This is a genomic window from Peribacillus sp. R9-11 (genome assembly GCF_031345095.1).
GTDB classification, from domain to species: domain Bacteria; phylum Bacillota; class Bacilli; order Bacillales; family DSM-1321; genus Peribacillus; species Peribacillus butanolivorans.
Genome location: NZ_CP133763.1, coordinates 825,423 through 850,939 on the forward strand (window position 1 = coordinate 825,423; position 25,517 = coordinate 850,939).

A 25,517-nucleotide genomic window follows, 5' to 3' on the forward strand; every position below is an offset into this window, starting at 1 on the left:
TTTTCAATATGGACGAACGAAACGAATATTGGAAAACTATGTATGAGGAACTAGAATTACAAATGAAAGACATGATGTCCATGACATTAGAGCTCATAGAGAACGATAGCACTGAAAAACAAAACATTATTGAGAACGTTACAAAAGAAAATAATAGGTTGCGAGAAGAATTAGAAAAAAGTAAGTTAGCCCAACAAGAAAACATTAAGCTAAACAAAGAGATACGTAGACTTAAGTTATTAGAACACAAATTCAACGTTACATATATAGGGAAATTCACGTTGAAATACCTTGCACTCAAATCATCTATGAAAGAACAAATAAAAAAATAGAAATTCATATCACATTTCAGTCATTGGAGTGAAAACTTTGAGTTCACATGAATTAGTGCGTAACAGAAAAATGAAGGTACTTCTATTTGGCTTTATTGACATGAATTCAATGGATGGATCTGCAGTATTTTTATCTTCCCTAGCTTCGACTATTGCGTTAGATTCTAACATCGAGGTAGATTTACTTTTAGCTAGCCCAGTCAAACGCGATATATTAATTCAGCCACTTGAGAAATTTGACAATATAACGATTCTTAATCCTTTTGTTGATCCTTTTTTTAATGCCACCGATGAAGAATGGGTAAAAAAAGGTGTCATTAATTTTGATATTGCTGAAATGCTCATTTCTCATTATTGGAGTCAAAAGGAATATGATTGGCTATTTGTAAGAAGCATTGAGACTGTTGAAAAAATAGCAAGGCATAAGCATATCATAAAGAATACATTGGTTTATGCTACAGGCTTAACTCACATAGGTCAGGATGTTAATGAAGAAAAATTTGAGAGCATCAAAAATATATACAATCAATGTGCTTATTTCTTATGTCAAACAGAAGAGATGTGCGAATTTGTAATTGAGATTCTTAATTTGAATAAAGAAAAAAACAAAGTTTCCCTGCTTACCCCGATGATACCAAACGTTGAATCAGCAGGAGGGGAAGATCGGTTAAAACACAAACTTGTATATACCGGGAAATTTGACCCTGATTGGAAGACGATTCCTATCATTACTGCTTTTAAAGAATTAAAGCGTGAGATTCCGAATCTTTCACTTGATATAGCAGGGGATAAATTCAAATGGGTTAAAGGCGATTCTCAGTTTAAGGAAGAAGCAACATATCTCCTGGAACATACAGAAGGGCTTACATGGTACGGGGCAGTGACGAGGGAGAATGCTCAACAATTAATAGTGAACAGTGACATTGGGATAACCTGGAGAAGTGAGGAAATGGACAGCAGTCTGGAACTGTCTACGAAGTTATTGGAATACGGAATTTTAAGGAAGGCTGTAATAATGAATCCAACCAAAATGCATTTAAAGCTTTTTGGGGAAGATTACCCGTTATATGCTGTTACAGAGAAGGATTTCCGTGACACAGTCAAATTAGCTTTATGTAATAAGGATATTTATGAGTTTGCAGCCAAACGAATGTATCAAGTTAGCAGGCAGTTTTTGTTTTCGGAAGCATTAAAAAAACTGCAAGGGCTATTATGGAGTAGACGTATTACTGATTATTTATATAAAAGTGGAAATGCATATTATATTGATGAAGATGACTTTGATGAACTAAATAAGCATGTACCATCCCATCAGGTAAAAAAATTGCCTGCAGATATAAATGTTGAAGAAGTTTTCACCTATATTTTCAAAAGCATTCCAGAAGAATTAAAAAAAGTAGAAAAACTTGTTAAGCTGTCTCGGTTTGGTCAAATCATTCAAGCGGAAAAAGCAGGATGTTTTACCTTCCTTCAAATTCATAAAAGTTATAGCGGCTTTGAGGAAAACTTTCAAAATAATTTGCCATATCTAAAAACTATAGGATTTGAAACCAATAGCACTCCAAAATTAAAACCAAAAGACATGGAAATTTCAAAAAAAGAACGGATAATTATAGAAAATAAAAACAATGATGTGAGAGTGAAAAACAAAGAATTTGTTAAAGAAGTAAAGAAATTAAAAAAACTGAACGCGGTTCAACTTAAACAAATTACTAAGCTAGAAAAACAAAACCTAGCACTTGGACGTAAATACGATTCACTTTCGAAGTCGAAAATGGGTAAGATAACATTTAAATATTGGGATTTAAGAAAAAGGCTTAACTTTTAAGAAGGGGAAGGTTTTTTTGAAGCTGACTAAGTAGACAATGCAATGGAAAAGACTCAAAATAGAAAATCATTAAATTGTGAAACAATAGCAGCTTCCTTGGTGCTGATATTTCAGAAAGCTATATGTCCCCTGAGAGATTAAAGTCAAAATCAGACTCAAGACTCCTTTCCAATGTAAACGTCAAGTAGCCCTAAATACACGATGAAAATTGTGTTTTCGGGGCTGCTTTTTGTTTGCTTCCCTTTTTACCGGTACCTTGCATATGGAAGGTACCGGTAAAAAGGGAAGACTTGATCTATTTCTTCTTTATTCGTTACATCCATATTTGGTAGGTGTAGGTAAGGATCATATACACTTATTATTATCTTGTTCGTCAAGTTTAGCACCCAGTAAAATCATGCAGTACCTAAAAGGAAGATCCTCAAGAATTCTGCAGGATCAATTCCCTGAGCTGAAAAAGAAGTATTGGGGGACAACATTTATGGGTAAGAGGCTATTTCTGAGCCACAGTAGGAACGATGACAGAAGAAACAATTAGAAATCATATAGCTAATCAAGTCACTGAAGAAAAGAACGGCATATTCAGGATTGAAGACTGAATATGTCGAAAAAATTTATTATGCTTAAGGACTTTGGGATGACTTTAGTCGTCGACATATATGTCCAAATCCACCTGCTTTAGCATGTGGTCGTTTAAGGCGTGTTAGCGGTTTTATTAATTTGGCTGCATTTCTAAATCCTTAATTTTTACATTTCTTTGAGCAAAAACTTTTTTTACCACCTTTAGAGCATTCAAGACACGGGGGAAGCCTGTATAGGGAATCAAGTGCATGACAGTTCCAACAATTTCATTTGGAGTTAATCCAATTGTAAGTCCTGTGTTGATATGCAATTCCAATTGCGGCTCCGTACCTAGAGTTACAAGAGAAGAGATTGTGGCAATCGTACGTTGATGATTAGTTAAGCCCTCTCGTGACTAAATATCTCCAAAAGCAAATTCAACAATATAACTCTCTAAATCAGGTGCAAGTTCTTTAAATTCGTCTACAATATTCATGTGTGTTCCAATTTCCTTTTTATCTGTTAAAGTATACTCCTTTATAATATCTACACCTTGTTGGTAACGAGTTTTTTCCATGTTATTTTCCTCCTAAAAAATCATTTGTATTTGACAGAAATAACTATAACGCAGTTTTCTTTATTCGTAAAATACATATAACTCATGCAATTCATTCCTTTTTTTCATGATTAAAAAGGTAATTCAGCTGGAATATACTGGATAAATTCACGAACTGCAGGTGTATTGGGCTACTTCTATAAAGTAAGTGAGGAGAACTAAAAGCCCCTGAACGCTACCTAGCGTACAGGGGCTTTTGTCATTTATATCGAGAAAAGGAGCAGGGGAAATGATTATGATAATTGACCATCTTGAAACTTTTTATGTATGTTGTCCATTTTAAGATGACGTTAATTTAATCAAACTTTATTTCAGTATAAAAAGGATTTTACATCATATTCAACTGTTTTATAGATCGTGACAAAGATAATAAGTTGATTTCAGATGCACTAGAGACATTTGGAAATCAACTATTACTTAGTGTGCAAAAGTATGTCCGTATGGTAACACCGTGGCCGAAGCGATGTACAACGCGTTTAGAAATGAATTCGCAAACGGGGCACATGTCGCTTCGCTTGAACAGCTGGCTCCTGAACTAGATAATTGTATATTGGTTTAACAACATTGACATTCATGGAACACTTTATTATTTGACACCAGTGGAATTTCAGCGATGGTACTTATAAAAGTCGTTAAATTTAGTGTTGACATACCCTCTTTGCTTGCCCGTTCTTCAAGTTAAATCGCATCCTCTTTCTCAATATTTCGAATCGCCGAGTAAGCAATTGTTACTCCGACTGCCGCGAGCGCTAATTGAAGAGGAATGAAAGTCACCATTGAGAATGCTGGATTAGAAGCACAAGCAATCATCACTACTATAAGGGATGAACTTATTGTGGCCGGAACAGAATGTTTACGCATCCCAAAATACAATGGAATTAAGCTGATTCCTGCTGTGGCAATGGAATATGGAATCATTTTTAAGGCCTCTCCAAAATACTGATTTGCAGTTATTGAAAATGGAACAATGGGAAAATAGCTATTTATGATAGTAAATGATCCCGCAACAATGATATTAGTCACCAACATGGTGATAAACGTCAGCGCAGCTATAAATAACAGTTTGCTAGCAATCATTTTCTTTCGATTAATGGGATATGAGAACATAATCAAAATGGTTTTGTTTTTATATTCCTCAATGACTATTTTCGCAATCAATACTGCGGCAAACACAATAAATGTAGCTCTCACCATTGCGCCGATCATTACAAAGGCTTCTTGATACATTGTAATCATTGAATCTCTTTCCTGCTGTTCTAAATACATAACGAAACACAGTATAGGTGTCATGATTATGTTTGCGATAATCGTACCTTTTATTTTGTTAAATAGCTTTCTACCATTTCTTGAATCGATAAATCATCTTCCACTAGCAAAATATTAGATTGCATTTCTTACCGCTCCGAACTTTTACATATATTAACACTTTTAATTATACTCCAAGATCTATTGAACGTGAAAAAATGTGGAAACCATTCTAGCAGAAATTCTATTGGTGAATACAACAGAAAATGTCAATTAATTCTCAAAACTTGTATTACTAAATTAAGAGCGATCATCACAATATTGAATTAGTGAAGCTTCTACAGTATCCTTGATATTATAATATTCTGAAAAATGCAGGGGGAGAAATGATGGAGGAGAAAGTGCTAAAAGCGATTCAAGATGATTATCCAGATGCATTTGCATGGTGTTATGGATGTGGTCGGTTAAATAAAGATGGTCATCATTTTCGAACGGGTTGGAAAGGAGAACAAACTAGGACAATTTATACACCACGCTCAGAACATATTGCAATTCCAGGCTTCGTTTATGGCGGCTTAATTGCATCGTTAATTGATTGTCATGGAACAGGTTCGGCTGCATTGGCATTGCATCGAAAAAATGGGCATGAAGTTGGGGATGGAATAGAGCCTCCTCGGTTTGTAACAGCTTCATTAAAAGTGGAATTTGTAAGGCCAACTCCAAATGATGTTCCATTAATAGCGGTTGGGAGGATACAAGAGATTCATCCTAAGAAGTGGAAAATTGATACAGAAGTATTTGCAAATGAAACACTTTGTGCTCGTGGAGAAGTTGTAGCAGTGGTGATGCCAAGCACTTTTAAAAGCAAAGAACAATCCCTAGCATGATGAGTCATAAGTAATCAATGCAACGGATCCTTCAGTTGAGAAGAAGTAAGGCCTAATAAAAGCTTTATAAGAAAAAGAGTATGTGACCGTCCAAGCATTTTGGACGGTTATTTAGTGCACCTAGCAAGTATCTTCAAAATCAAAGAATGAAAGACAGTGCAGGGCAGAATGTTTTAACATACATATTCACCTTAGCTTGATGGAGAAAGTCCATCCAAGTGGGTGATTCCAAGGCGGATGCGCTTTTTGTACCAAAATACCGATGTAACTGACAGCGCATTTTTTGCAAGTTAGAGCTATTTAGTTACATGTGGCTGGAAATCACAAGCGAAATTTCAGTTTATCAATATACTTAAAATATAAGCAAAGGGAGGTCGCAAAGATGAAAATACAGGTAGAGATAGATGAGGAGGTCCAAGCGATAGAGGTACTTATCCGAAATCATGAATGGAATGAGGAAGTGCAAGAATTAATGGAGCGCTTGAAGGAGAGAAAACGACCATATTTTGTTGGCAGGAAAGAAGATATGCAGCATGTTTTCAGGGCAGAAGAAATAATCTGTTTGTTTACAGAGCAAGATTCCATAATGGTGCGGACGAAACAAGGGACTTTTGAAATGAAAGAAAGATTATATGAACTGGAAAAGGACCTTCCAGGTAATCAGTTCGTTCGATTATCCAAATCGGTGATCGCAAATCTAAATGAGTTAAGCAGATTTGAGGCATCTTTCAATGGAACTTTATGCGTTTATTTTAAGTCAGGGGAAAAAGAATATGTTTCTCGACACTATGTTCAAGGAATTAAGAAAGCATTTCAATGGAGAAGGAAGGGATTATGATGAAAACACTTTTGTTTCGTAGTTTTGTAGGGATTTGTTTTGGAGCACTCGTGATGGTATTGACGTGTTTTGGAGTAATAGGTTTTGGTGATGTGACCTCATTAGACAGTGGGATTTTCGTGAAAAATGCGATAGGCTGCCTATTATGTGGCTGGTTTTTCAGCACAGCAACTATATTATTTGAAATAGAGAAATGGAGTTTATTATCTCAGACTATTCTACATTTTTTGACTGTTAGTATACTATACTTTCTTCTTTCTTTCTTTGTTGGATGGATTCCATTTAGTTTAAAAGGGTTAGTAACAGGAATTGGTATTTTCCTACCATTCTATGCGATCATCTGGATTATTTTCTATCTCTATTTCCGCTACCAAGTGAAAATTTTGAATGATGGGTTAGATAAGAGAGGGAATTGAGAGAGGATGGACAGTAATTTTTTAAGGTAAGAGAGATAAGTAGTTTCAGTAATAATGTTTTTACCTGATTGAGTTGCTTTTTTAGCAGCTCTTTGTTTATTGGCTCCTGCCTTCTGATGATTCTTCTTACATATCAGGACAAATACTTTTCGTAAATGGTGGATCAATCGCTACCTGATAAATTGTCTGAAAGGCCCCCTCATTTCCTAATATTTAGCCTTTTCCTAGAGCTATCCCCACAAAGAAAATACGAATATCTTATACAGTTTTTTGGTATATCTGACACATGTTACGTCAAAGGTAAAGCGTATTTAATGTCTCCTAAGAATAGTCCATATTGACAGGTGCTTTACTTCAATAAGAGAGTTGCTTTGGCAGCTCTTTTTTTTATGGAACTATCGGGGCAGGTTACGATAAGCGTAGTTGTAGATTTATAATAAAGTTTGATTGTTTCTAAAAAAGATTGATTATTTTTTTTATGATTTGATAAGAACTCCCTTTAAATATGGAATAAAATTGAATATTTATTCCATATATTTATTGTTAACTATATCGCTTTATGATATATTATTTTTAGATGTATCATAAAGTGATATAAAAAGGTAGGGTGAAAATGAAATCATTAGAACAGTTAACCGATTCTGTATTTTATATTATGGCAGGATTTACAAAACCAAGACATGGCTATGCGGTGATGAGTTTGATTGAAGAATTAACGAATGGGCAAGTAGTAATTGGACCTGCATCGCTATACACAATTATTAAAAAGTTAATAACCGAATCCTATATTGAGCTATTTGATGATTCAGATTCACGTAGAAAAGTATATAAATTGACAAATAAAGGTAGATATGTGTTGGAACAAGATATTTTGAGACGTAAAACGATGCTTGATTTCGCTGAAAATGGATTAAAAGGGGAGAACTAAAGTGGGGGAAACAAAATTTATAGTTTCAAACGGGATTGCTTTTTCAGAAAAAAAAGATTTAAAAATGCTAAGAAAGTATGCTGCAAAAGGATGGATTGTGAAACGCTTTAAAAAAATGGGATATGAATTAGAAAAGGGTGTTGCTGAAGATGTTATTTTTAGTCTTGATGTAAGAGAATTAGCAGAAAATGAACTAGAAGAATATATTGAAATGTTTGAATTGGCAGGGTGGGAGTATATTTGTTCAAGTTATAATATGCACCTATTTAAAGCGAGACCTGATACAAAGCCAATTTATACAGATAAGGAAACAAAACAGGAAAAGATAAAAAACCTTAGAAAACCAGTTATATTAGCAGTTGCCATCAGTATGGCTATGCTCATTGTAAGCTATATAGTTTTTTCAGTAAGTTCAGGATTATTAAGTACAATATTTTCAAAACTTTTTTTATTATCACTTGTCATTACTATTCCAATGTTAATGACATTAATGGCGACCTACTACCATTCGTTTCGAACAAAATAATATGGAAAGTGAATTTGTGAGTTTATAAAGAAATGGTGGTTATTATAACTTATTCGCTTACCAAAATTATCAATCTTTTTTATAACATTTTCGAGAGCTAAATCCCTTACATTTTGATCAATCTTTGTTCAAAACGTAGGGGATTCTTTTTATGATGAAATGAATGTTTTCAGCAACTTTTTAATCGAACTTTATTTTAAGCCAACAGTAGTGTATTTGAACTGTGCAATAAAGAATTTTATGGATAAAACCTAACTTCTTGTAAAAAATAAGATAATAATCTACAAGGAGACTTAATAATGAAAAAAATAGCCATACTCTTTCTTATCTTTTTCATTTCGTCTAGTAGTGCTACTGAAGCAAAAAACACAATTGAAACAATTCCTCAAAACAAGCCACCTTCCATTATGGAATTAGCTTTTCTAAGATATCTTGGTGGAACCATTCTTGAAGTTATGGAAAAACACGGTGATAGTCAATTATTCACATTTAATAGAATTGAAAAAATTTCAAGAGATATTCAAAATGATACATATGAAGTGTCATTACATGTAATTGGATATGAGGGACCCATCAACCCGCCTTTTAAGTTAATTCAAATGACTATTCGTATACCAGGAAAAAAATATACTAAATATAGTGTGATTTCATACAAACATCGGTATATTAATGACAAAGAATTGAATGAGCTAACTAAATATGTTGCAGATTAAATTAGATTTCATAATTTCGCAGTTTGTGTCCATTCTACAATAAGTCTTAATGAACGGGTGCGTTAGCTGAAGATCAGAGCTGTCTTTAAGGCAGCTTTTTCTTTATGCCTCTATCGGGGCAGAATAGTTGAAGAAGGATTGATAACTTTTTTCTAATTAGGAAAGATTAGAAAAGATGTGTGTTTTTATATAAAAAAACTTATTGTACTGATTTTGATTATATCTCTATTTACTTTAGATTCAGTTGGAGTGTATGCACTCAAAGAATGCCCAGAGTTAAATGAGTTAGTAGAAATATCAATAAGGGATAAAAAAGAAGTAGTTAAAGCATTAAAATATTAATTCCTAAAACTTACGAAGTAGGAGATTATCCTGTAATTCGTTCGAATCAATTACTAAAGGAATGTCTCCCGAAGAAGCGTTTAATTATGTTCCAAGTGTCATTGAGGTGTTACTTACAGGCTTCCATTTCCCTACTATTATGTCTAGAGCGACTTCGATATTACCACTAACTTCATTTTCATTGGGCTTTTCGGTTATAATGAAGTTGGAAGTCTTCGTTTGCGATTATGTGGAGACCCGAATTTTATATTATCTGAGGTAGTATACCTTACTTATCAAAGGAGTTTATTCATCATGAATGTGCTACAAAAAACACAAAAAATAGTTCGCTATCAGAATCAACAGGGCAAAATACATTACGGTATTGTTGAGGATGAGATGATATTACAACTGTCTAGCAGTTTTGCTGAACTTGTCAACAAGGAAATAAAGTATGACGGGGTAGAGCTGAAATATAGTGACGTTAAAATTTTGGAACCTGTAAAACCTTCTAAAGTGGTTAATTTCGGCTGGACCTATGCAGGTCATGCGAAGGAAACAGGGGGAGAGGCAAACCTTGTAGAACCATTTCTATTTTTAAAGCCATTATCTGCGCTTATTCCAGACAAGGAGAAAATTATCCTTCCTCCAAACGATCTATCCAACCAAGTAGAACTTGAAGGGGAAGTAGCCTTGGTGATTGGAAAGCGCGGAAAAAACATTAAAGAAGAAGATGCGCTTGATTATGTGTTTGGTTGCACAATATTTAATGACGTCACAGCAAGAGATCTTACAAAAAAAGATCCACAGTTTACGCGGGGCAAAGGATTTGATACGTTCGGACCTTTGGGGCCGTGCATCGTTACCGGGGTAGATCCTACAAATTTACGGATTGTGACCACTTTAAATGGCCGCGTTGTCCAGGACGGGAATACCAATGAAATGTCTTTAAGCATTCCGTATCTAATCAGCTGGCTTTCGCAGGTAATGACACTTGAGCCAGGTGACATTTTGGCCACGGGTTCACCATCTGGCAGCTGCCCGATCAAGTCAGGGGATGAGGTCGTTGTTGAAGTCGAGAATATCGGTCGGTTATGTAATGAGGTTCAGTAGGATTTGCCAGTATTCTTAATGCTAAATATGAAAATGTTCATAAATAGATGAGCCGACTTTTTAAAATGTTACAGGGGACATCGCAATAAAAAGAAAGAAGAGTTTCTTTGTACTTGCATTCGCATGTGGTACTGCTAGAGAAACGGCAGTATTAAAAGAGCTTGGTGTCAATTTATTTGAGATAAATGATAAACCTGATGGTCAATGGCTAAATATAGTTGAGTATTGAATTATTCCTTAATGAACTAACGGTGCGTTAGTTCATTAAGGAACACAAAAATGATCAATCTTTTTTATAAAAGAATAATCAAATTAAATAGTATAAGGGCATGTTTTGATTAATCTTTTTTCAAAACATGCCCTTTCTATTTATTCATATATAGGTTTCTTGTATTAATTTGATAAAACTTTGTTCAAAGCTACAGAAATATGATATGAAAATTTTGTAGGTTTTCACTTAAACTAAAGAAGCAGATACTTCAAAAAGGATTATTGAAAACTTTATAGAATTTAAGAGCTGAGAGGGAGGGGGTTCGGAGTGCTTAATGTTGAGATTAGAAGGCCAAGAACTGAGAACATTAAAGAGTTAAATCATTTTTTTAGGGTAGTGATTACAGACACGTTTACTAAAGAAGGTATCGGAGAGAAGTTGGATGATATAGAAGATGAAATCGAAGCTAAGAAAAAATACTTAGAAAGTGATCTTGAAAGCAATGGGGAAAAACGATATTTCTTGATTGCTTTAGATGATGATAAAATTATTGGTTCAATCGAATACGGTCCATCAAGCGAGCTGATATGCAATTGTACAAAAAATGCTTTAAATAAGCTAATTGAGGTAGGTACAGTATTTGTTCATCCTGACTACCAGAGGAATGGGGTAGGTAATTTACTATTGAAGACAATGTATCATACTTTGCAGCATAGGGGCATAGAAGAATTTTGTTTAGATAGTGGATATATTCGTGCACAAAAAATCTGGAAAAAGAAATTTGGAGATCCTGATTATTTGTTAAAGGATTATTGGGATGAAGGGTATGATCATATGGTTTGGAGAATCAAGGTCAATGATTTATTAAAATAGGATATTTTGCACTCGTTCGTTGTATGCTTTTATTCAATTAGACAGCATAAATGATCTCCACAATCAGGCGCCTTTGTTATAGAGAGCGTCCAAATTGCGTGTTTAAGGCCTCAGAATTAAATAAGTTTATTGTAACTTTACAGCATCAGTATAACGCACTGTACACTTTTACTGATGCTTGATTTCAACAAATATTTCGGGAGTCGAATGTTTAACAACCGCCCAACTTCCTTGAATAGCAAGGATCGTAGGCTTTTTTATTATTAAAATTCACTTTTCACCACGTCATTTCCTTCGATAAATTCTTTATTCAATGCATAGTAATCTTTTACATCAACTATAATCCAGCGTTTGAATTTTTCATTATAAGTTAAAGCTAACCAATATTCCTCAAATGTTTCTACTATTGGTTCACTGTCATTAAATCCATTGTATCTTTTTTGTTTATTATGAAATTCTACTGGAATTCCCACTCGATATTGTTCATTTTCTTTAGATAATTTAATATTCCCAAGATTGATTCGAGTCCCTAACGCTGTTCCTTTCCAATAACTTTCATTTGTTTTTGCAAACTGAATGTTTTCCTCATAGTCTTTAACGATATTATCAGCAGCTGTATTGATAATGGCAGCCTATTCTTATAGAACTAAACCAGCTAATAGTTAGTCAACATTTTTCAATGAAAACTTAAAATATTTCATGCTATACTAAATTTGTGCATGCTAAATAACCTTCCAATGAACTATATTTGGAAAGTTTTGTGCTATTTAGTTATACTTTTAAACTAGGTTAGATCTTGGAAAGTCGAGTTATTTTGTAATAGTGCATAAATCCATTGTAGAAGCTTATTGGCACATGCTATCACAGCTACTTTAAAGGGCTTTCCTTCTTCACGTTTCTTATCATAGAACTCTCGTAATCTTTTGTTCCGAGGGATGATTTCATCTGTCGTTTTCTTCTTGCGACAATCACGAATGGCACAACGAACTGCCATATATAAGGCATGGCGTAGTCTACCAGAACCTCTTTTGGTAATCCGATTTACTGAGCCTTTAAATTTACCTGATTCAAAGATACTTGGATCAATTCCGGCAAATGCCACTAGTTTTTTAGGGTGATTAAACCGATCAATCTCTCCAATTTCAGAAATAATCGTTGTAGCGATTTTTTCACCGATACCAGGGATGGATTGGATAATCTTATATTCTTCAATTTCTTTTGCCAAAGCATTTATCTCTTCTTCCAATTTGGATAGGTGCTTTTGGTATTCTAGAAGCATTTTTATATACATCTCTAGGCTTAAAATGTGACTCTGATATAAAGTTCTCTGAAAAGGATTTCGAGCTGAGGCAGCCATAAGTTTCTCTGCCTGTGTATTCGCCCACTTTCTAGAACGACTTGGACAAAGTTCATTAATCCTATTTGCTACAGTTTCTTCATCGACTGCTGATATGTCTTCAGAAGTAGGGAATTCTAATAGAGTAAGCAAAGAAACAACCGAATACAAATCTCCAAAAACCCCTCTATATTCAGGAAATACTTGATCAAGAACAGCCTGAAACTGTAGTTTTGTTTGTACATAGATACCTGTTATATTTGCATGTTGTCTTGAAAGATTACGAAGATTTAAGAGTTGTATCCCTCGTTTTTTATAAGGCTCTAAATCCTCTTTATAGTACAGCTCGCAGAGGTGACGTGCATCGATTAAATCTGTCTTTACTTTCCGTAAACTAGAGCTCTTCGCACGATAAGAAATGAGTGGGTTAACGATAATTAATAAGTAACCTCTCTCCTCAAAATACTGTACAACGGGCGTATGATAATGCCCAGTAGACTCTAAAACGACCGGAGGTCGAATTCCTGTTACGTTTTCTATCTCTCTAAGATATTGGTGTAAGCTCTCTAGTCCTTCAATGGTATGTGCTACTTTAAAACTTCTTTTATAAGGCTTCTTCTTCTCCAAGAATGCTTGAACCTGACTTTCACCTTTCGCTACATCCAGACCAACTACTGGATTCATTTATTATCTCCTCCTAAAGAATATTGCCGGTACCCCTAAATCCTTCTTGTAGTATCATAGCTTCGCTTGTTATACGAGATCTAGTCCCAACCAGCCTAATCATGTTTCTACAAGTAGGGGGCGAACTGTTTAGTTGACGGGGTCCAAGCCCCACGGGCAGGAACGTTCTACCCCGGCTACCGTTATCATATATCGATAAAAAAATTGTTCAACCAGAAATAACTGGCTGACCTTTATAATACGATCGGGGCAGGATAGTTCAAGAGTGCATATTGATTTGTTCAACAATTGGTTCATTTTATGGAATAACACTTATTGAGCTAACTGAGGGTTGAAGAAAGAATGTTATAATAAATTTTATTATTTTACTGTTTTGCATTGGAGGTACTTAACTTGGAAATTAGAAAAGCAAGGAAAGAAGATATAAAAGGCATATCAAGAGTTTATGTTGATAGTTGGAGGACTACTTATCGTGATCTAGTACCTGACGATTATCTGGACGAATTATCGTATGAAGATGCTGAAAAAAGATGGAATGATTTTTTATATAACGAAAATGAACCTTTTATATATGTTGCAATTAATGAAACAGGGAAAATTATAGGTTTTGCATCCGGTAAAAGTATAGATGAGAAGAATTACGATGGAGAACTATATTCGCTTTATCTCTTACAGGAATGTAGAGGATTTGGTGTTGGTAGGCAGCTTATTTCAGCTATTGCTAAACATTTTAAAGAAAAAGGTATTTATTCTATGATGGTTTGGGTAATGAAACAGAATAATTCTGGACTTGGATTTTATGAACGTATGGGAGGAAAAGAATACATTCATAGGACCAGTACGTTTGGAGGAACCATAGTAGAGGATATTGCTTATGGCTGGAAGGATATCTCAGAATTATGTATTGAGTAAGTGTAATAAAGATTTACAAGCGTGTAACTTGTTTAATTAACGGACGCGATTCTTGAATAAGATTCGCTTTTCTTAATGAACTAACGGGTGCTTTAGCGCCATAAGAAGGCCGCCAATTTGGCGGCTAATATACGAACTACTTTCCTTTTCTTATTGAACTATCGGGGCAGAATAGTTCAATAGTTGAAAGTTAAGAAACAGAAGAATTTATATAGTTTAATAGGTATACTAATTTTATCATCTGAAACAAAGGAATGGAGATTTACATGAAAAAACAGCGTAACATTATTTTATACATTGGTACTTCAATTGATGGCTATATTGCAAAGGATGATGGTACATTAGAGTGGTTAGAATCAACAGAAGTAGAAGGAGATTCTGGCTACAATTCACTCCTGGATAGAATTGACACTGTTGTTATGGGAAAAGGAACTTATGATGTCATTCGTGGATTTGATATGAATTATCCGTATAGTGATTATAAAAATTATGTATTTTCTAAATCTGTTAGTGGATCAGATGAATATGCTTCATTTATTGATGAAGATGTCAAAAATTTCATTAAAAATATAAAACAAAGGCCTGGTAAAGATATATGGTTAATTGGTGGAGGAAACTTAGCTCGTGAATTTTTTAAAGAAAATTTAATTGATGAATTTCACCTAGCCATTGCACATATTATTTTAGGGAAAGGAATCTCCCTTTATAACGGAGATGATATTACTCTAAAATACACGTTAACCAAAGTAGAAAAATTAGGTCAACTTGCTATGCTTCATTATATAAAAAAATAATTTTCATCATCTTTCCCTTTTTTAGTAGGGGAAGATTTTTACCTTTTCAACTACATTTTTTACTGAAAACCGTTCGAAAATTAATAGATGTTTATATAACTAACGGGTGTATTAGCTGAAGATCAGAGTTTAAATATAAAATAAAGCTAAACCGTTTAAAACAAAGTTAAACGGTTTGTAAAAAAATTTCATTGAAACACCTCTTAGGGATGAGTAACAGTAAATATTATCAATTGAATTGTTGGAAATTTACCTTTTCAATAAACTCAATGACTTCCCCATTTGGGCTGTATACAAGTGCATTATTAACTTTAATTACTGGATATCCTAATTCCATTGTAGCTGGTGGAACACAGTTTTTTGCCCCAAAGTGAATAGCTGTTTTATAAGCTTCACTTGCATTCTCTACTGTTAAGGCAAAGTGTAATAATGCACCATGTTTTATTTCTTCATGCTCCAAAGCCTTTCTTCCTTGAGCAGCTATTTGTGCCTCGTAATCAAAGACTTCTATAAATGTATTACCATCGGATGAAACGAGCATAGCAGCTTTCTCTAAATTAAACTCAGGTAGTGCCCAAGTATGTGCAATTTTAAAATTCAATGCATTAGTATAAAATCTAATGACTTCATCGAAATCCTTTGCTTGGATTGCAATATGTGCAATTCCTTTAATATTAGACATAAAAACGCCTCCCTTTTTTAGTGTACTTTATTCTATGTGATGAATACATATGATTAATAAGCTAAATTTGATATAAAACCTTATAAATAATGGTATTTTTAAATAAATACCTAAGGAGTTGTAAGTGTGAAAAATTACAGTGATTTAGATGCGGTTGACTATAAAATAATGGAGATTTTACAAAAAAATGCGCGCATTCCTATTTCGAAAATTAGCCAAAAGGTTGCTATGTCACAACCTTCTGTGAAAGAACGCATTTCTAAATTAGAGGAACAAAAAATAATTTTAAGCTACAACACTGTACTTAATCCAGATAAGTTGGACAAAGGAGTAACAGCATTTATTTTATTCAAAACTGAGAAATGCCAATCTTTCATTGAATTCTGTAAAGATTCTAAAGAAGTTTCTGAGTTACATAGAATTAGTGGGGATTTCAATTATTTAATTAAAGTTCAAACGATATCTATTGAAGCGCTAGCAGATTTTCAAGATTCTCTTACCGAATATGGAAGTTCCAAGTCTCTTATTAGTATGAAAAATCATATTGAGAGTAGATTGGTGTTTTAGTGTGTACCTTTCAAAAAATTTCTATTTTATCAGGAAACAACTTCATTCTTAGGGAACATACAAATTGTCATTCTTCTTTCATTTTTGATTTCACAGATGTACTATTTAATCAATTTGATTAGAAGAAAAGGTAATTTCATTTTTTCACTAACGGGGCAGTATTGTTGAAGAAGGATTTTACTTTAATAAGACGAACTTTTGCTATATTTAAGGAGTTTTGCTTATGAAATTTACATTATTTCTTGAGGCAAGTAATTCAGAAGAAACTAACAAACACTTAGATGATTTTAAGAAATTTGCTGTTAATTATAAAGTTTTCATGTCTGTTTCTGAAATTGGGGAGTATTGGAAAATTAAAGGTATGTACAAGGTTTTTCTTGATATAGATGAATCATCTGAATCTAATGTAAAACCTATGCTAAATAATATTGCATCTAAATGGCTGGAACTTCCCAATGAATTTTTAGCTTCAAACACTATGGATGGCTTTGAAATTTATATTCCAAACCTTCATATGATAACTCTTGTGATAGACGATAATTAAAACCTCTCTTGTTAAGCTAACGGGTGCGTTAGCTGAGGATCGGAGCTGTCTTTAAGGCAGCTTTTTCTTTATGCAACTATCGGGGCAGGATATTTCAAAAGTAATTTTTAATATGCAACCCAATATATGGAATTATGTGTTAAAGTTTCACTAAGAAGATTTGGGACTCGAATTTAAAGGGAGATAAAGATGAGAAATGTATTTTATATATTTATTACTAGTTTAATTTGGTTATTATCAGGAATATTTTTGTTCATTCATAATAAGGGGGCGATGAATGTTAGTCCTTGGGGGATGCACAATTTTGTTAATATAACGATACAAATAGCAGTTATTCTATTACCGGTTATTGGACTATTTTTGTCAATTCTTATTAAGAAAAGAGTCATAAAGTATGTAATGATTTTGGGATGCTTAATAAACATTTATTATCTCTCCATTCCATTTATCTTTGCTTGGTTACATTACTTTAAGGTCATTTAATACGTAGAATACTTTTGAAAATTAAACTAACAGGTGCTTTTCTTCAATCTTTAAACACTTTCTACTATATCGTGCTTAAGCTGTTCTTATGCAACTAAACCAGCTAATAGTTAGTCAACATTTTTCAATGAAAACTTAAAATATTTCATGCTATACTAAATTTGTGCATGCTAAATAACCTTCCAATGAACTATATTTGGAAAGTTTTGTGCTATTTAGTTATACTTTTAAACTAGGTTAGATCTTGGAAAGTCGAGTTATTTTGTAATAGTGCATAAATCCATTGTAGAAGCTTATTGGCACATGCTATCACAGCTACTTTAAAGGGCTTTCCTTCTTCACGTTTCTTATCATAGAACTCTCGTAATCTCTTGTTCCGAGGGATGATTTCATCTGTCGTTTTCTTCTTGCGACAATCACGAATGGCACAACGAACTGCCATATATAAGGCATGTCGTAGTCTACCAGAACCTCTTTTGGTAATCCGATTTACTGAGCCTTTAAATTTACCTGATTCAAAGATACTTGGATCAATTCCGGCAAATGCCACTAGTTTTTTAGGGTGATTAAACCGATCAATCTCTCCAATTTCAGAAATAATCGTTGTAGCGATTTTTTCACCGATACCAGGGATGGATTGGATAATCTTATATTCTTCAATTTCTTTTGCCAAAGCATTTATCTCTTCTTCAAATTTGGATAAGTGCTTTTGGTATTCTAGAAGCATTTTTATATACATCTCTAGGCTTAAAATGTGACTCTGATATAAAGTTCTCTGAAAAGGATTTCGAGCTGAGGCAGCCATAAGTTTCTCTGCCTGTGTATTCGCCCACTTTCTAGAACGACTTGGACAAAGTTCATTAATCCTATTTGCTACAGTTTCTTCATCGACTGCTGATATGTCTTCAGAAGTAGGGAATTCTAATAGAGTAAGCAAAGAAACAACCGAATACAAATCTCCAAAAACCCCTCTATATTCAGGAAATACTTGATCAAGAACAGCCTGAAACTGTAGTTTTGTTTGTACATAGATACCTGTTATATTTGCATGTTGTCTTGAAAGATTACGAAGATTTAAGAGTTGTATCCCTCGTTTTTTATAAGGCTCTAAATCCTCTTTATAGTACAGCTCGCAGAGGTGACGTGCATCGATTAAATCTGTCTTTACTTTCCGTAAACTAGAGCTCTTCGCACGATAAGAAATGAGTGGGTTAACGATAATTAATAAGTAACCTCTCTCCTCAAAATACTGTACAACGGGCGTATGATAATGCCCAGTAGACTCTAAAACGACCGGAGGTCGAATTCCTGTTACGTTTTCTATCTCTCTAAGATATTGGTGTAAGCTCTCTAGTCCTTCAATGGTATGTGCTACTTTAAAACTTCTTTTATAAGGCTTCTTTTTATCCAAGAACGCTTGAACCTGACTTTCACCTTTAGCTACATCCAGACCAACCACTGGATTCATTTTTTATCTCCTCCAAAAACATAATATTGCCGGTAACCCCTAATCCTTCTTGCAGTATCATAGCTTCGCTTGTTATACGAGATCTTGGTCCCAACCAGCCAAATCATGTTTAAGCAAGTAGGGGGCGAACTGTTTAGTTGACGGGGTCCAAGCCCCACGGGCAGGAACGTTCTACCCCGGCTACCGTTATCATATATCGATATAAAAATTGTTCAACCAGAAATAACTGGCTGACCTTTATAATACGAAGGGGGCAGGATAGTTCAATAAGGAATGATATAGAATAAAGGGTGCTAACAACATTGGAAATGGAGATAGATATGATGTTTAGACTAAATTCATTAGTACCAGAGTTATCAGTTTCAGATATAAATAAAAGTCTTAATTTTTATTTAAACATTCTCTCGTTTAAGTTAGAGTATCAACGTCCAGAAGATAAGTTCGCTATGTTATCACTAAATGACTGTCAAATTATGATTGAAGAGATAAATGGGTATTGGCAGACTGGGGAGTTATCATATCCTTTTGGGAGGGGAATTAACTTTCAAATAACGGTAAGTGATATTAACGAAATATATAAAAGTCTAAGAATGTATCAGTATCCGATTAAGATAGAAATTCAGGAGAATTGGTATAGAGCAGATACTAAATTAGTAGGTCAGAAGGAATTTTTAATCATGGACCCAGACGGATATTTATTAAGGTTCGTCCAAACCTTGGGGGAAAGAGAAAATGAAGGAGATCCAGCTGTTGGTGATTAACTTGTTTTCATGGAAAACTGCATGCACTAATTGTATCTCGTTAATGAACTAACGGGTGCTTTAGTTCAATAACAGGGGTTGCTGAGGCAGCCTTTTTCTTATGGCACAAACGGGGCAGGTTAGTTGAAGAAGCTTTCTCGATATTTACTGTTTCCCAAAGTTGTTTCTTACAGCTACAATAATGGTGAAACACAATGGGAAACTGAGAAGGAGCTTATACTTTTTGAATCTTATTAAATATTTTGGAATCCAGTTTATTCTATTTACTGTAATAATCCTAACAGGGGTTTACTCAGATAGTTTCATAAGCAAGCCATTTACTTACACTGATTTAATAGCAATAATTATTTATTTTGCTATACTAATCGTCGTGCTAAATGGAAATTTTAAGCTGAAAAACGTCTAATGCCTATTCATTTATTTAATAGGGTTTTACTTTCTTTGTTAGCATTTGTTATTACCATTATTATTATAGGGATTTTAACAGGAGAATGAGGTTCCTTATTCAACTAACGAGTGCGTTAGTTCATGAACAAACACAAAAATAAACAATTATATTCAAAGTTATATAAAAACAGTTAGCTAATAAGCAAGAAAAATAAAAAAAGCCTACTGTAGATTTAAAAAGTATCGATATGCAGGATTGTGTTGTTCCACAATCGGGCCAGATTGTGGAACAACACCTTCATAGAAAATTTGATATCTAAATCAAAGTTTAGAAGATTTTGTGAGGGTTTGTACTTATACTATCGGGAGGTTAGTTTAACAAGAACTGAAATTTTAAATATAAAAACACAGGGTTAAACTACCCCTTGTTAAATTACTTCTGTTTCTCTAACGATAATTTCAACCCTTTTTGATAATATTGTGTCTTCATCTCTTCAGGAACCATGCTTCCACCAGTCCCCCAAATAATATGTGTACCCTTACTCATCTTTTCCGTTAAACTATGCTTCTGTAAATAATCGATGCCCTCTTTACATAATTTACTTGGTCCTATCATGCCTGCTAGTGCAGAGGGTTCTAAATGGATCCCCTCTGTATCGACTAGCTCTTTTAGCAACTTATACAACTGTTCATCGCTAACCGTATAATTACCACTTAAAAAAGGTTCCATAGTTTTACCCACAAACCCAGATGGTTTTCCTACAGCAAGTCCATCCGCGTCTGTTACATTATCGATACCAACATCAAGTACAGAAACTTTATCATGAAGTCCAGTCATTAAACCGAGTAACATACACGGTGAGTGGGTAGGTTCTGCAAAGAAACAGTGAACATAGTCTTGATACAATAATTTCAAACCAAAAGCTACGCCTCCAGGACCTCCACCTACTCCACATGGAAGGTAAACAAACAAAGGATGATTTTCATCTATTATTATCTCTAGCTCTTCTAATTGTTTCTTCAATCGAGATGCAGCCACTGCATATCCTAAAAATAGGTCGTGAGAATTTTCATCATCCACAAAATAACATGATGGGTCACTATTTGCTTGGATTCGACCTTCCTCTACAGCTTTACTATAATCAGCTTTATATTCAATAACTTTGACATTTTTGCTTCTAAGCAAGTCCTTTTTCCACTGTTTTGCATCAGCTGACATATGAACAGAAACATTAAAACCTAACTTTGCACTGATGATGCCAATACTAAGTCCTAAATTTCCAGTCGAGCCTACTGCGATTGAATATTGTGAGAAAAAGGTTCGAAACCTATCACTATCAATAATCGAATAATCATCTTGAATCGTTAACAATTGATGTTGAAAAGCTAATTCTTCTGCATGTTTGAGAATTTCATAAATCCCGCCTCTTGCTTTAATAGATCCTGATATAGGAAGGTGACTATCACATTTTAGTAATAATTCTCCTAATATAGGTTGTTGATAATCCTGTTCTAAGGATTGTTTCATGGCAGGAATTCTCACTAAAGGAGATTCTATGATACCATTCGTTCCTTTTGTTTCAGGGAAAACCTTGGCGATATATGGAGCAAAACGTTTCAACCTTTCATCTGCATCTCTTACATCTTCTTGAGTAAGGGGGGATTTTTTAATGCCCGTTTGAAATTTTTCGACATTTGGATTGAGCCAAAATACTTCATCCATCGAAATGAGATTGTTTAGTAAAGGATATTGGTCTTTCCATGTTTGTATTTCTTTGCTTTCAATCTCTTTCATTTGTTTAAACCTCCTAATTTTCTTGTAACGAGTTGTATTATAAATTATAATTAAATAAATTTTAATACAGTTTAACACACAATTATCTTTATGTTAATTTAAATTTAATTCATTTAAATTAAATTTAACATTTTGTTAAGGAGTATCGATTATGGAAAATATAGATATTGGTAAGAAAGTTGAAAAATATAGAAAAGCTAAAGGATTGAGTAGTAGAGAGTTAGCAAAATTAGCTGAAATTACACCTTCAATGTTAAGCCAAATTGAACGAGGTTTGGCGAATCCTTCTATTCAAACCCTAAAGGTCTTAGCTAAAACCCTGAATGTTCCAACTTTTAGTTTTTTACTTGAAGAAACAATTACGGAGGATTTAATCGTTAGGTCTAGTAATCGTAAGAAAATGATCATTGATAATTTGTCTTATGAGTTATTGTCACCTAATTTTACGGGTAATTTAGCAACAGCGATTATGAAAGTTCCTTCGAATACTTCTTCGTCAGAAAATCTTCTAGAACATAGAGGAGAGGAAGTAGCATTTATTTTGGAAGGGAATATTAAGGTGTATTTAGGTGAAGAAGAATATCTATTAGAAGCTGGTGATAGTGTGAAAATACCAGCAAATTTAAAACATAAATGGGAAAATAATTTTAGTCAAAATGCAGTTGTATTATTTTCAGTTACCCCACCTGTGTTTTAATGTAGAAAAATGTTACATATAATGTTCTTCTTCCACAATCAGGCGCTTTTCTGTAACAAGGAACAGCGCTTATTTCCATTATAGGGCCAGATAATTGATCAACACAGAGGAGGAGAATTTTTGTTAATACATAAAATCGATGACGAAGTATCTTTGAGGTTATTCAATGTGGGTGACGCTGAAGAGTTTTTCAATTTGATCATTAGTTCAAAACCTTATCTCAAAGAATGGCTTGATTACGTAGAAAAAGTAGAGGATACTGTTGAGACCATAAAATCTCGACTACAGAGCTTATTTAATATTATCTAAATAATACTGCGTTCATCACAATAATAATGAGAGGAGTATTCCGAGCTTTATCACGGGACGCTGCTCTTTTATTTATTAAAAAATATTTATTCTTTATTTCAATAATATGAGATTTATTAGGAAAACTTGGAATTTAAGTTGTTGTATATTAAGATAGTATATGATGAATATTTTCCATATATAGGAGGAGACATATGAAAAAGAAAATTTTACATACGGTACTTTCGATTGCAGTAGGAGCAGGGATACTGTCCGTTGGTGGTGTTCCTACCCAAGCTAAGAGTCAAAATCAGGAGATGAATGACACATACGCAATAGCTTTTAAAAGTGGATTACCAGAGAATTATCAAGAGGTAATACGGAAAGCTGGTGGTAAAGTAACTAAAGTTCTTCCCGAAGTTGGAGGATTAGAAGCTCAATCTGACGAGCCTTCTTTTCTTAAAAACCTAAAAAGTAATTCTTCAATAGAAGCTGCTAACAGAGAAATTCCCCTAACCTTAGACAAAACAGCAGTCAGCCCTTATAACTATGAGTCTAGTATCATCAGCCAGCAAAATTCAGAGAGTTATTGGGACTCCCAATGGGATATTCAAAGGGTGACCAACGGCGGGAAATCATATGATTTAGAAACAGGCGGATATAAAAATAAAGATGGTAGTATTACTCATAAAGCAGTGGTGGGAGTGATTGATACTGGAATTGATGAGTCTCATCCTGACTTAAAGAATAATATAATAGGTGGACGTAATCTTGTTCCTGCTGGAATGGATGAATCTGAAACAGGTGATCCTACTGATATAAAAGATCGCAATGGGCACGGTACTCACGTTGCCGGGATCATTGGAGCAAATGGTAAAGTAAACGGTGTAGGACCAGATTTAGGAATCCGATCCTATCGCGTATTATACTCAGAGCAAGCCCTTGGATTACCAGCTTGGATTATAGATGGAATTATTGCAGCAACAAATGACAAGGTAGATGTTATTAATATGTCTCTTCGCTTCTATAATAATACCAAAATGACAATTGAGGGAGAAAGTTATAAATCAGTCGCTGAAACGTTACTTTGGAAGAGAGCAATTCAATATGCAGTAAAGAATGGAGTAACTGTAGTAGCCGGTAGTGGTAATGAAAGTTTAAATTTAGATGACAAGAAGGAAGTAAACGAATTTTTAAATAAAATGTATGAACCATATGGAATGAGCGTGAAAGGGCCTGCAACTGTAGTACCAGCACAAATGCCAGGAGTTATTAATGTGTCTGCCTCCACAAAATGGTCAACTCAACAGCTTGCTTTCTACTCTAATTATGGAAACAGTGCTATTGACGTGGCAGCTCCTGGAGGAGATTATGGGTCTAAATATGCAGAAACCAATGATCCTGCGGCGGCTGATCCAAGTAACTTAATCCTAAGTACTTGGCCTACCTATTTAGGTACTTCATATGAGTTTAATGCTGGTACTTCTATGGCCACTCCTCAAGTAGCTGGAATTGCAGGAGTTATTAAGGCAGCTCATCCGGAGTATAAACCTGCCCAAGTAACAGCACGTATTAAGCAAACAGCTCTTGACTATGGAAAGAATGGACAAGATGCTTTATTTGGTTCAGGAGAAGCAAATGCTTATAGAGCATTAGAAAATATAAAGAAGTAGCTTATGTTTCTAAATAAGATGAAATATTAAAAGTACAAGGAAAGTAAATCATCTTTTCAAAATAAATATAGAGGCTACTGATTAGGTGAGTGGCCTCCATATAAACTGAATAAGGTCTTTTTTCTTTCATCTTTTTAACTTATTGCACAGTTTGTGTCAACTTTACTATAAGTTTTATAGTACTACCTCAGTATAATAGATAATGCTCACGAATACTCGCTTATTCGCAGGATTTCAAACCACATGGTATAGGTTGCTTTAGATGAACGAAAGAGATAGGAACGTTTTGATAAGATGAGGGCAGATTGAAATAGAGGATCTATTGAAAATCCAATATTATTAAATATAATGCGCACATTCTCCACGCTGCCCCTGGAGGCTTCCCTCCCATGTCTCAACGGGTCATAATCATATGCCCTTTCATTCCTTCGTCATGCCTATCCAAGGGGGGAGGCCGGTTTTGCTAACGGAACGGATCAATGCCCTTTTGTTCTATATATCCAGTACTTCGTGCTTTCTTTGAAATTCTACGAATAAGCTAACTTTCGTAAAAAACAATGTGAATTTTAATTTACGCTGCTAGTTGTTCAAGAGGGAAGACCATTTCCGGTTTATAGGCAGAGCCATTACGAGCAATTCCTACTAGGACACGGGCCCTACGCCTCTTTCCTACCCCAGCTGAATTATGTTCCTTACAGCCTCAAGATATCGTAACCGGGTGGAAATCATGTATTTAGCTATCGTGTGGTAGGTCTTTAGATAAAGAGCTATTTTTACGTGCTAAAGCAGATGCCGAAAAAGCAGGATTCAATAAAGTTTTCCTTTGTACTGACCACATTGGATACTATGAAAAATATGGATTCACTTATATAGGTGACGGATACCATCCTTGGAGAAGTAGTTCAAGAATTTATGAGAGCAATAACCAAAATAATCATTTTTCAGCGTAGCGATTTTTTATTCAAGAATGGCTTTTCTGAACGAACTATCCTGTGTTTTACTTCAATAAGGGAGTTGCTTCGGCAGCTCTTTTTTGTA

Annotated in this window: 25 protein-coding genes and 1 pseudogene; 19 read left to right on the forward strand and 7 right to left on the reverse strand. The window is 34.3% G+C overall.

Features of this window, described 5'->3' with window-relative positions:
- The first annotated feature begins 8 nt into the window (after nucleotides 1-8).
- The 3 genes from RE409_RS03940 to RE409_RS30595 all read left to right on the forward strand — a co-directional run bounded on the left by RE409_RS03940 (nucleotide 9) and on the right by RE409_RS30595 (nucleotide 2,698).
- Nucleotides 9-332 (forward strand): hypothetical protein, encoded by a 324-nt coding sequence (locus RE409_RS03940; RefSeq protein ID WP_201182733.1) that lies wholly within the window; start codon nucleotides 9-11, stop codon nucleotides 330-332.
- A 37-nt stretch (nucleotides 333-369) separates the two neighbouring features.
- Nucleotides 370-2,160: a glycosyltransferase family protein gene (locus tag RE409_RS03945; protein WP_309558563.1), complete on the forward strand. Its 1,791-nt coding sequence runs from the start codon at nucleotides 370-372 to the stop codon at nucleotides 2,158-2,160.
- 262 nt (nucleotides 2,161-2,422) lie between these two features.
- The gene (locus tag RE409_RS30595; RefSeq protein WP_207198782.1) at nucleotides 2,423-2,698 is read left to right on the forward strand and encodes a transposase; all 276 of its coding nucleotides are present in this window, start codon (nucleotides 2,423-2,425) and stop codon (nucleotides 2,696-2,698) included.
- A 177-nt stretch (nucleotides 2,699-2,875) separates the two neighbouring features.
- Here the strand turns inward: RE409_RS30595 and RE409_RS03950 are convergent.
- Together RE409_RS03950 and RE409_RS03955 are read right to left on the reverse strand one after the other, a co-directional pair.
- Nucleotides 2,876-3,298: pseudogene (locus tag RE409_RS03950) on the reverse strand (carboxymuconolactone decarboxylase family protein).
- Nucleotides 3,299-4,015: 717 nt separating this feature from the next.
- On the reverse strand, nucleotides 4,016-4,627 hold the full coding sequence (locus RE409_RS03955) for an ABC transporter permease (protein WP_242485333.1): 612 nt from the start codon (nucleotides 4,625-4,627) through the stop codon (nucleotides 4,016-4,018).
- A gap of 344 nt (nucleotides 4,628-4,971) precedes the next feature.
- Between RE409_RS03955 and RE409_RS03960 the strand changes: the two genes are divergently transcribed.
- The 8 genes from RE409_RS03960 to RE409_RS03995 all read left to right on the forward strand — a co-directional run bounded on the left by RE409_RS03960 (nucleotide 4,972) and on the right by RE409_RS03995 (nucleotide 11,408).
- Nucleotides 4,972-5,469, forward strand: coding sequence for a PaaI family thioesterase (locus RE409_RS03960; RefSeq protein ID WP_201254243.1), 498 nt, complete (start codon nucleotides 4,972-4,974; stop codon nucleotides 5,467-5,469).
- 382 nt (nucleotides 5,470-5,851) lie between these two features.
- Nucleotides 5,852-6,307, forward strand: coding sequence for a LytTR family DNA-binding domain-containing protein (locus tag RE409_RS03965; protein WP_098176513.1), 456 nt, complete (start codon nucleotides 5,852-5,854; stop codon nucleotides 6,305-6,307).
- Nucleotides 6,304-6,723, forward strand: coding sequence for a DUF3021 domain-containing protein (locus RE409_RS03970; protein ID WP_236694850.1), 420 nt, complete (start codon nucleotides 6,304-6,306; stop codon nucleotides 6,721-6,723). The genes RE409_RS03965 and RE409_RS03970 overlap by 4 nt, the downstream gene beginning before the upstream one ends.
- Nucleotides 6,724-7,336: 613 nt before the next feature.
- Nucleotides 7,337-7,651 carry a PadR family transcriptional regulator gene (locus RE409_RS03975; protein ID WP_201182725.1) on the forward strand — a complete coding sequence of 105 codons (315 nt, stop codon included), beginning with the start codon at nucleotides 7,337-7,339 and terminating at the stop codon, nucleotides 7,649-7,651.
- 1 nt (nucleotide 7,652) lies between these two features.
- The gene (locus RE409_RS03980; RefSeq protein ID WP_201182723.1) at nucleotides 7,653-8,177 is read left to right on the forward strand and encodes a DUF2812 domain-containing protein; all 525 of its coding nucleotides are present in this window, start codon (nucleotides 7,653-7,655) and stop codon (nucleotides 8,175-8,177) included.
- Between the two features lie 299 nt (nucleotides 8,178-8,476).
- On the forward strand, nucleotides 8,477-8,890 hold the full coding sequence (locus tag RE409_RS03985; protein WP_201182721.1) for a hypothetical protein: 414 nt from the start codon (nucleotides 8,477-8,479) through the stop codon (nucleotides 8,888-8,890).
- A gap of 636 nt (nucleotides 8,891-9,526) precedes the next feature.
- Complete coding sequence (locus tag RE409_RS03990; protein ID WP_053344548.1) at nucleotides 9,527-10,324, forward strand: fumarylacetoacetate hydrolase family protein; 798 nt, start codon at nucleotides 9,527-9,529, stop codon at nucleotides 10,322-10,324.
- A gap of 538 nt (nucleotides 10,325-10,862) precedes the next feature.
- Complete coding sequence (locus RE409_RS03995; RefSeq protein WP_201222094.1) at nucleotides 10,863-11,408, forward strand: GNAT family N-acetyltransferase; 546 nt, start codon at nucleotides 10,863-10,865, stop codon at nucleotides 11,406-11,408.
- 263 nt (nucleotides 11,409-11,671) lie between these two features.
- Here the strand turns inward: RE409_RS03995 and RE409_RS04000 are convergent, their stop codons facing one another.
- Together RE409_RS04000 and RE409_RS04005 are read right to left on the reverse strand one after the other, a co-directional pair.
- Complete coding sequence (locus RE409_RS04000) at nucleotides 11,672-11,881, reverse strand: hypothetical protein (protein WP_201222092.1); 210 nt, start codon at nucleotides 11,879-11,881, stop codon at nucleotides 11,672-11,674.
- A 311-nt stretch (nucleotides 11,882-12,192) separates the two neighbouring features.
- The gene (locus tag RE409_RS04005; protein ID WP_309557757.1) at nucleotides 12,193-13,428 is read right to left on the reverse strand and encodes an IS110 family RNA-guided transposase; all 1,236 of its coding nucleotides are present in this window, start codon (nucleotides 13,426-13,428) and stop codon (nucleotides 12,193-12,195) included.
- 393 nt (nucleotides 13,429-13,821) lie between these two features.
- Here RE409_RS04005 and RE409_RS04010 point away from each other — a divergent pair, with 393 nt between their 5' ends.
- Both RE409_RS04010 and RE409_RS04015 read left to right on the forward strand, forming a co-directional pair.
- Nucleotides 13,822-14,340: a GNAT family N-acetyltransferase gene (locus tag RE409_RS04010; RefSeq protein ID WP_201222090.1), complete on the forward strand. Its 519-nt coding sequence runs from the start codon at nucleotides 13,822-13,824 to the stop codon at nucleotides 14,338-14,340.
- 266 nt (nucleotides 14,341-14,606) lie between these two features.
- Nucleotides 14,607-15,134, forward strand: coding sequence for a dihydrofolate reductase family protein (locus tag RE409_RS04015; RefSeq protein ID WP_309558567.1), 528 nt, complete (start codon nucleotides 14,607-14,609; stop codon nucleotides 15,132-15,134).
- Between the two features lie 229 nt (nucleotides 15,135-15,363).
- Here the strand turns inward: RE409_RS04015 and RE409_RS04020 are convergent, their stop codons facing one another.
- The gene (locus tag RE409_RS04020; RefSeq protein WP_201254244.1) at nucleotides 15,364-15,816 is read right to left on the reverse strand and encodes a VOC family protein; all 453 of its coding nucleotides are present in this window, start codon (nucleotides 15,814-15,816) and stop codon (nucleotides 15,364-15,366) included.
- Nucleotides 15,817-15,942: 126 nt separating this feature from the next.
- On the opposite strand from RE409_RS04020, the gene RE409_RS04025 reads away from it, so the two are divergent.
- Both RE409_RS04025 and RE409_RS04030 read left to right on the forward strand, forming a co-directional pair.
- Complete coding sequence (locus RE409_RS04025; RefSeq protein WP_201182709.1) at nucleotides 15,943-16,383, forward strand: Lrp/AsnC family transcriptional regulator; 441 nt, start codon at nucleotides 15,943-15,945, stop codon at nucleotides 16,381-16,383.
- Between the two features lie 223 nt (nucleotides 16,384-16,606).
- Nucleotides 16,607-16,927: a hypothetical protein gene (locus RE409_RS04030; protein ID WP_201222082.1), complete on the forward strand. Its 321-nt coding sequence runs from the start codon at nucleotides 16,607-16,609 to the stop codon at nucleotides 16,925-16,927.
- Between the two features lie 715 nt (nucleotides 16,928-17,642).
- Here RE409_RS04030 and RE409_RS04035 read toward each other — a convergent pair.
- Nucleotides 17,643-18,878, reverse strand: a complete 1,236-nt coding sequence (locus RE409_RS04035; protein WP_116821653.1) for an IS110 family RNA-guided transposase — start codon at nucleotides 18,876-18,878, stop codon at nucleotides 17,643-17,645.
- Nucleotides 18,879-19,201: 323 nt separating this feature from the next.
- Here RE409_RS04035 and RE409_RS04040 point away from each other — a divergent pair, with 323 nt between their 5' ends.
- Nucleotides 19,202-19,639 carry a bleomycin resistance protein gene (locus RE409_RS04040; protein ID WP_201182705.1) on the forward strand — a complete coding sequence of 146 codons (438 nt, stop codon included), beginning with the start codon at nucleotides 19,202-19,204 and terminating at the stop codon, nucleotides 19,637-19,639.
- An 820-nt stretch (nucleotides 19,640-20,459) separates the two neighbouring features.
- Here the strand turns inward: RE409_RS04040 and RE409_RS04045 are convergent.
- Entirely contained in the window at nucleotides 20,460-21,821 is a 1,362-nt protein-coding gene (locus RE409_RS04045) for a D-serine ammonia-lyase (RefSeq protein WP_201222080.1), read from the reverse strand.
- A gap of 151 nt (nucleotides 21,822-21,972) precedes the next feature.
- Here RE409_RS04045 and RE409_RS04050 point away from each other — a divergent pair, with 151 nt between their 5' ends.
- The 3 genes from RE409_RS04050 to RE409_RS04060 all read left to right on the forward strand — a co-directional run bounded on the left by RE409_RS04050 (nucleotide 21,973) and on the right by RE409_RS04060 (nucleotide 24,479).
- Nucleotides 21,973-22,518: a helix-turn-helix domain-containing protein gene (locus RE409_RS04050; protein WP_201222078.1), complete on the forward strand. Its 546-nt coding sequence runs from the start codon at nucleotides 21,973-21,975 to the stop codon at nucleotides 22,516-22,518.
- Nucleotides 22,519-22,638: 120 nt separating this feature from the next.
- Nucleotides 22,639-22,827, forward strand: coding sequence for a hypothetical protein (locus RE409_RS04055; protein WP_201222076.1), 189 nt, complete (start codon nucleotides 22,639-22,641; stop codon nucleotides 22,825-22,827).
- 194 nt (nucleotides 22,828-23,021) lie between these two features.
- Complete coding sequence (locus RE409_RS04060; RefSeq protein WP_201182699.1) at nucleotides 23,022-24,479, forward strand: S8 family serine peptidase; 1,458 nt, start codon at nucleotides 23,022-23,024, stop codon at nucleotides 24,477-24,479.
- Nucleotides 24,480-25,517: the final 1,038 nt, after the last annotated feature.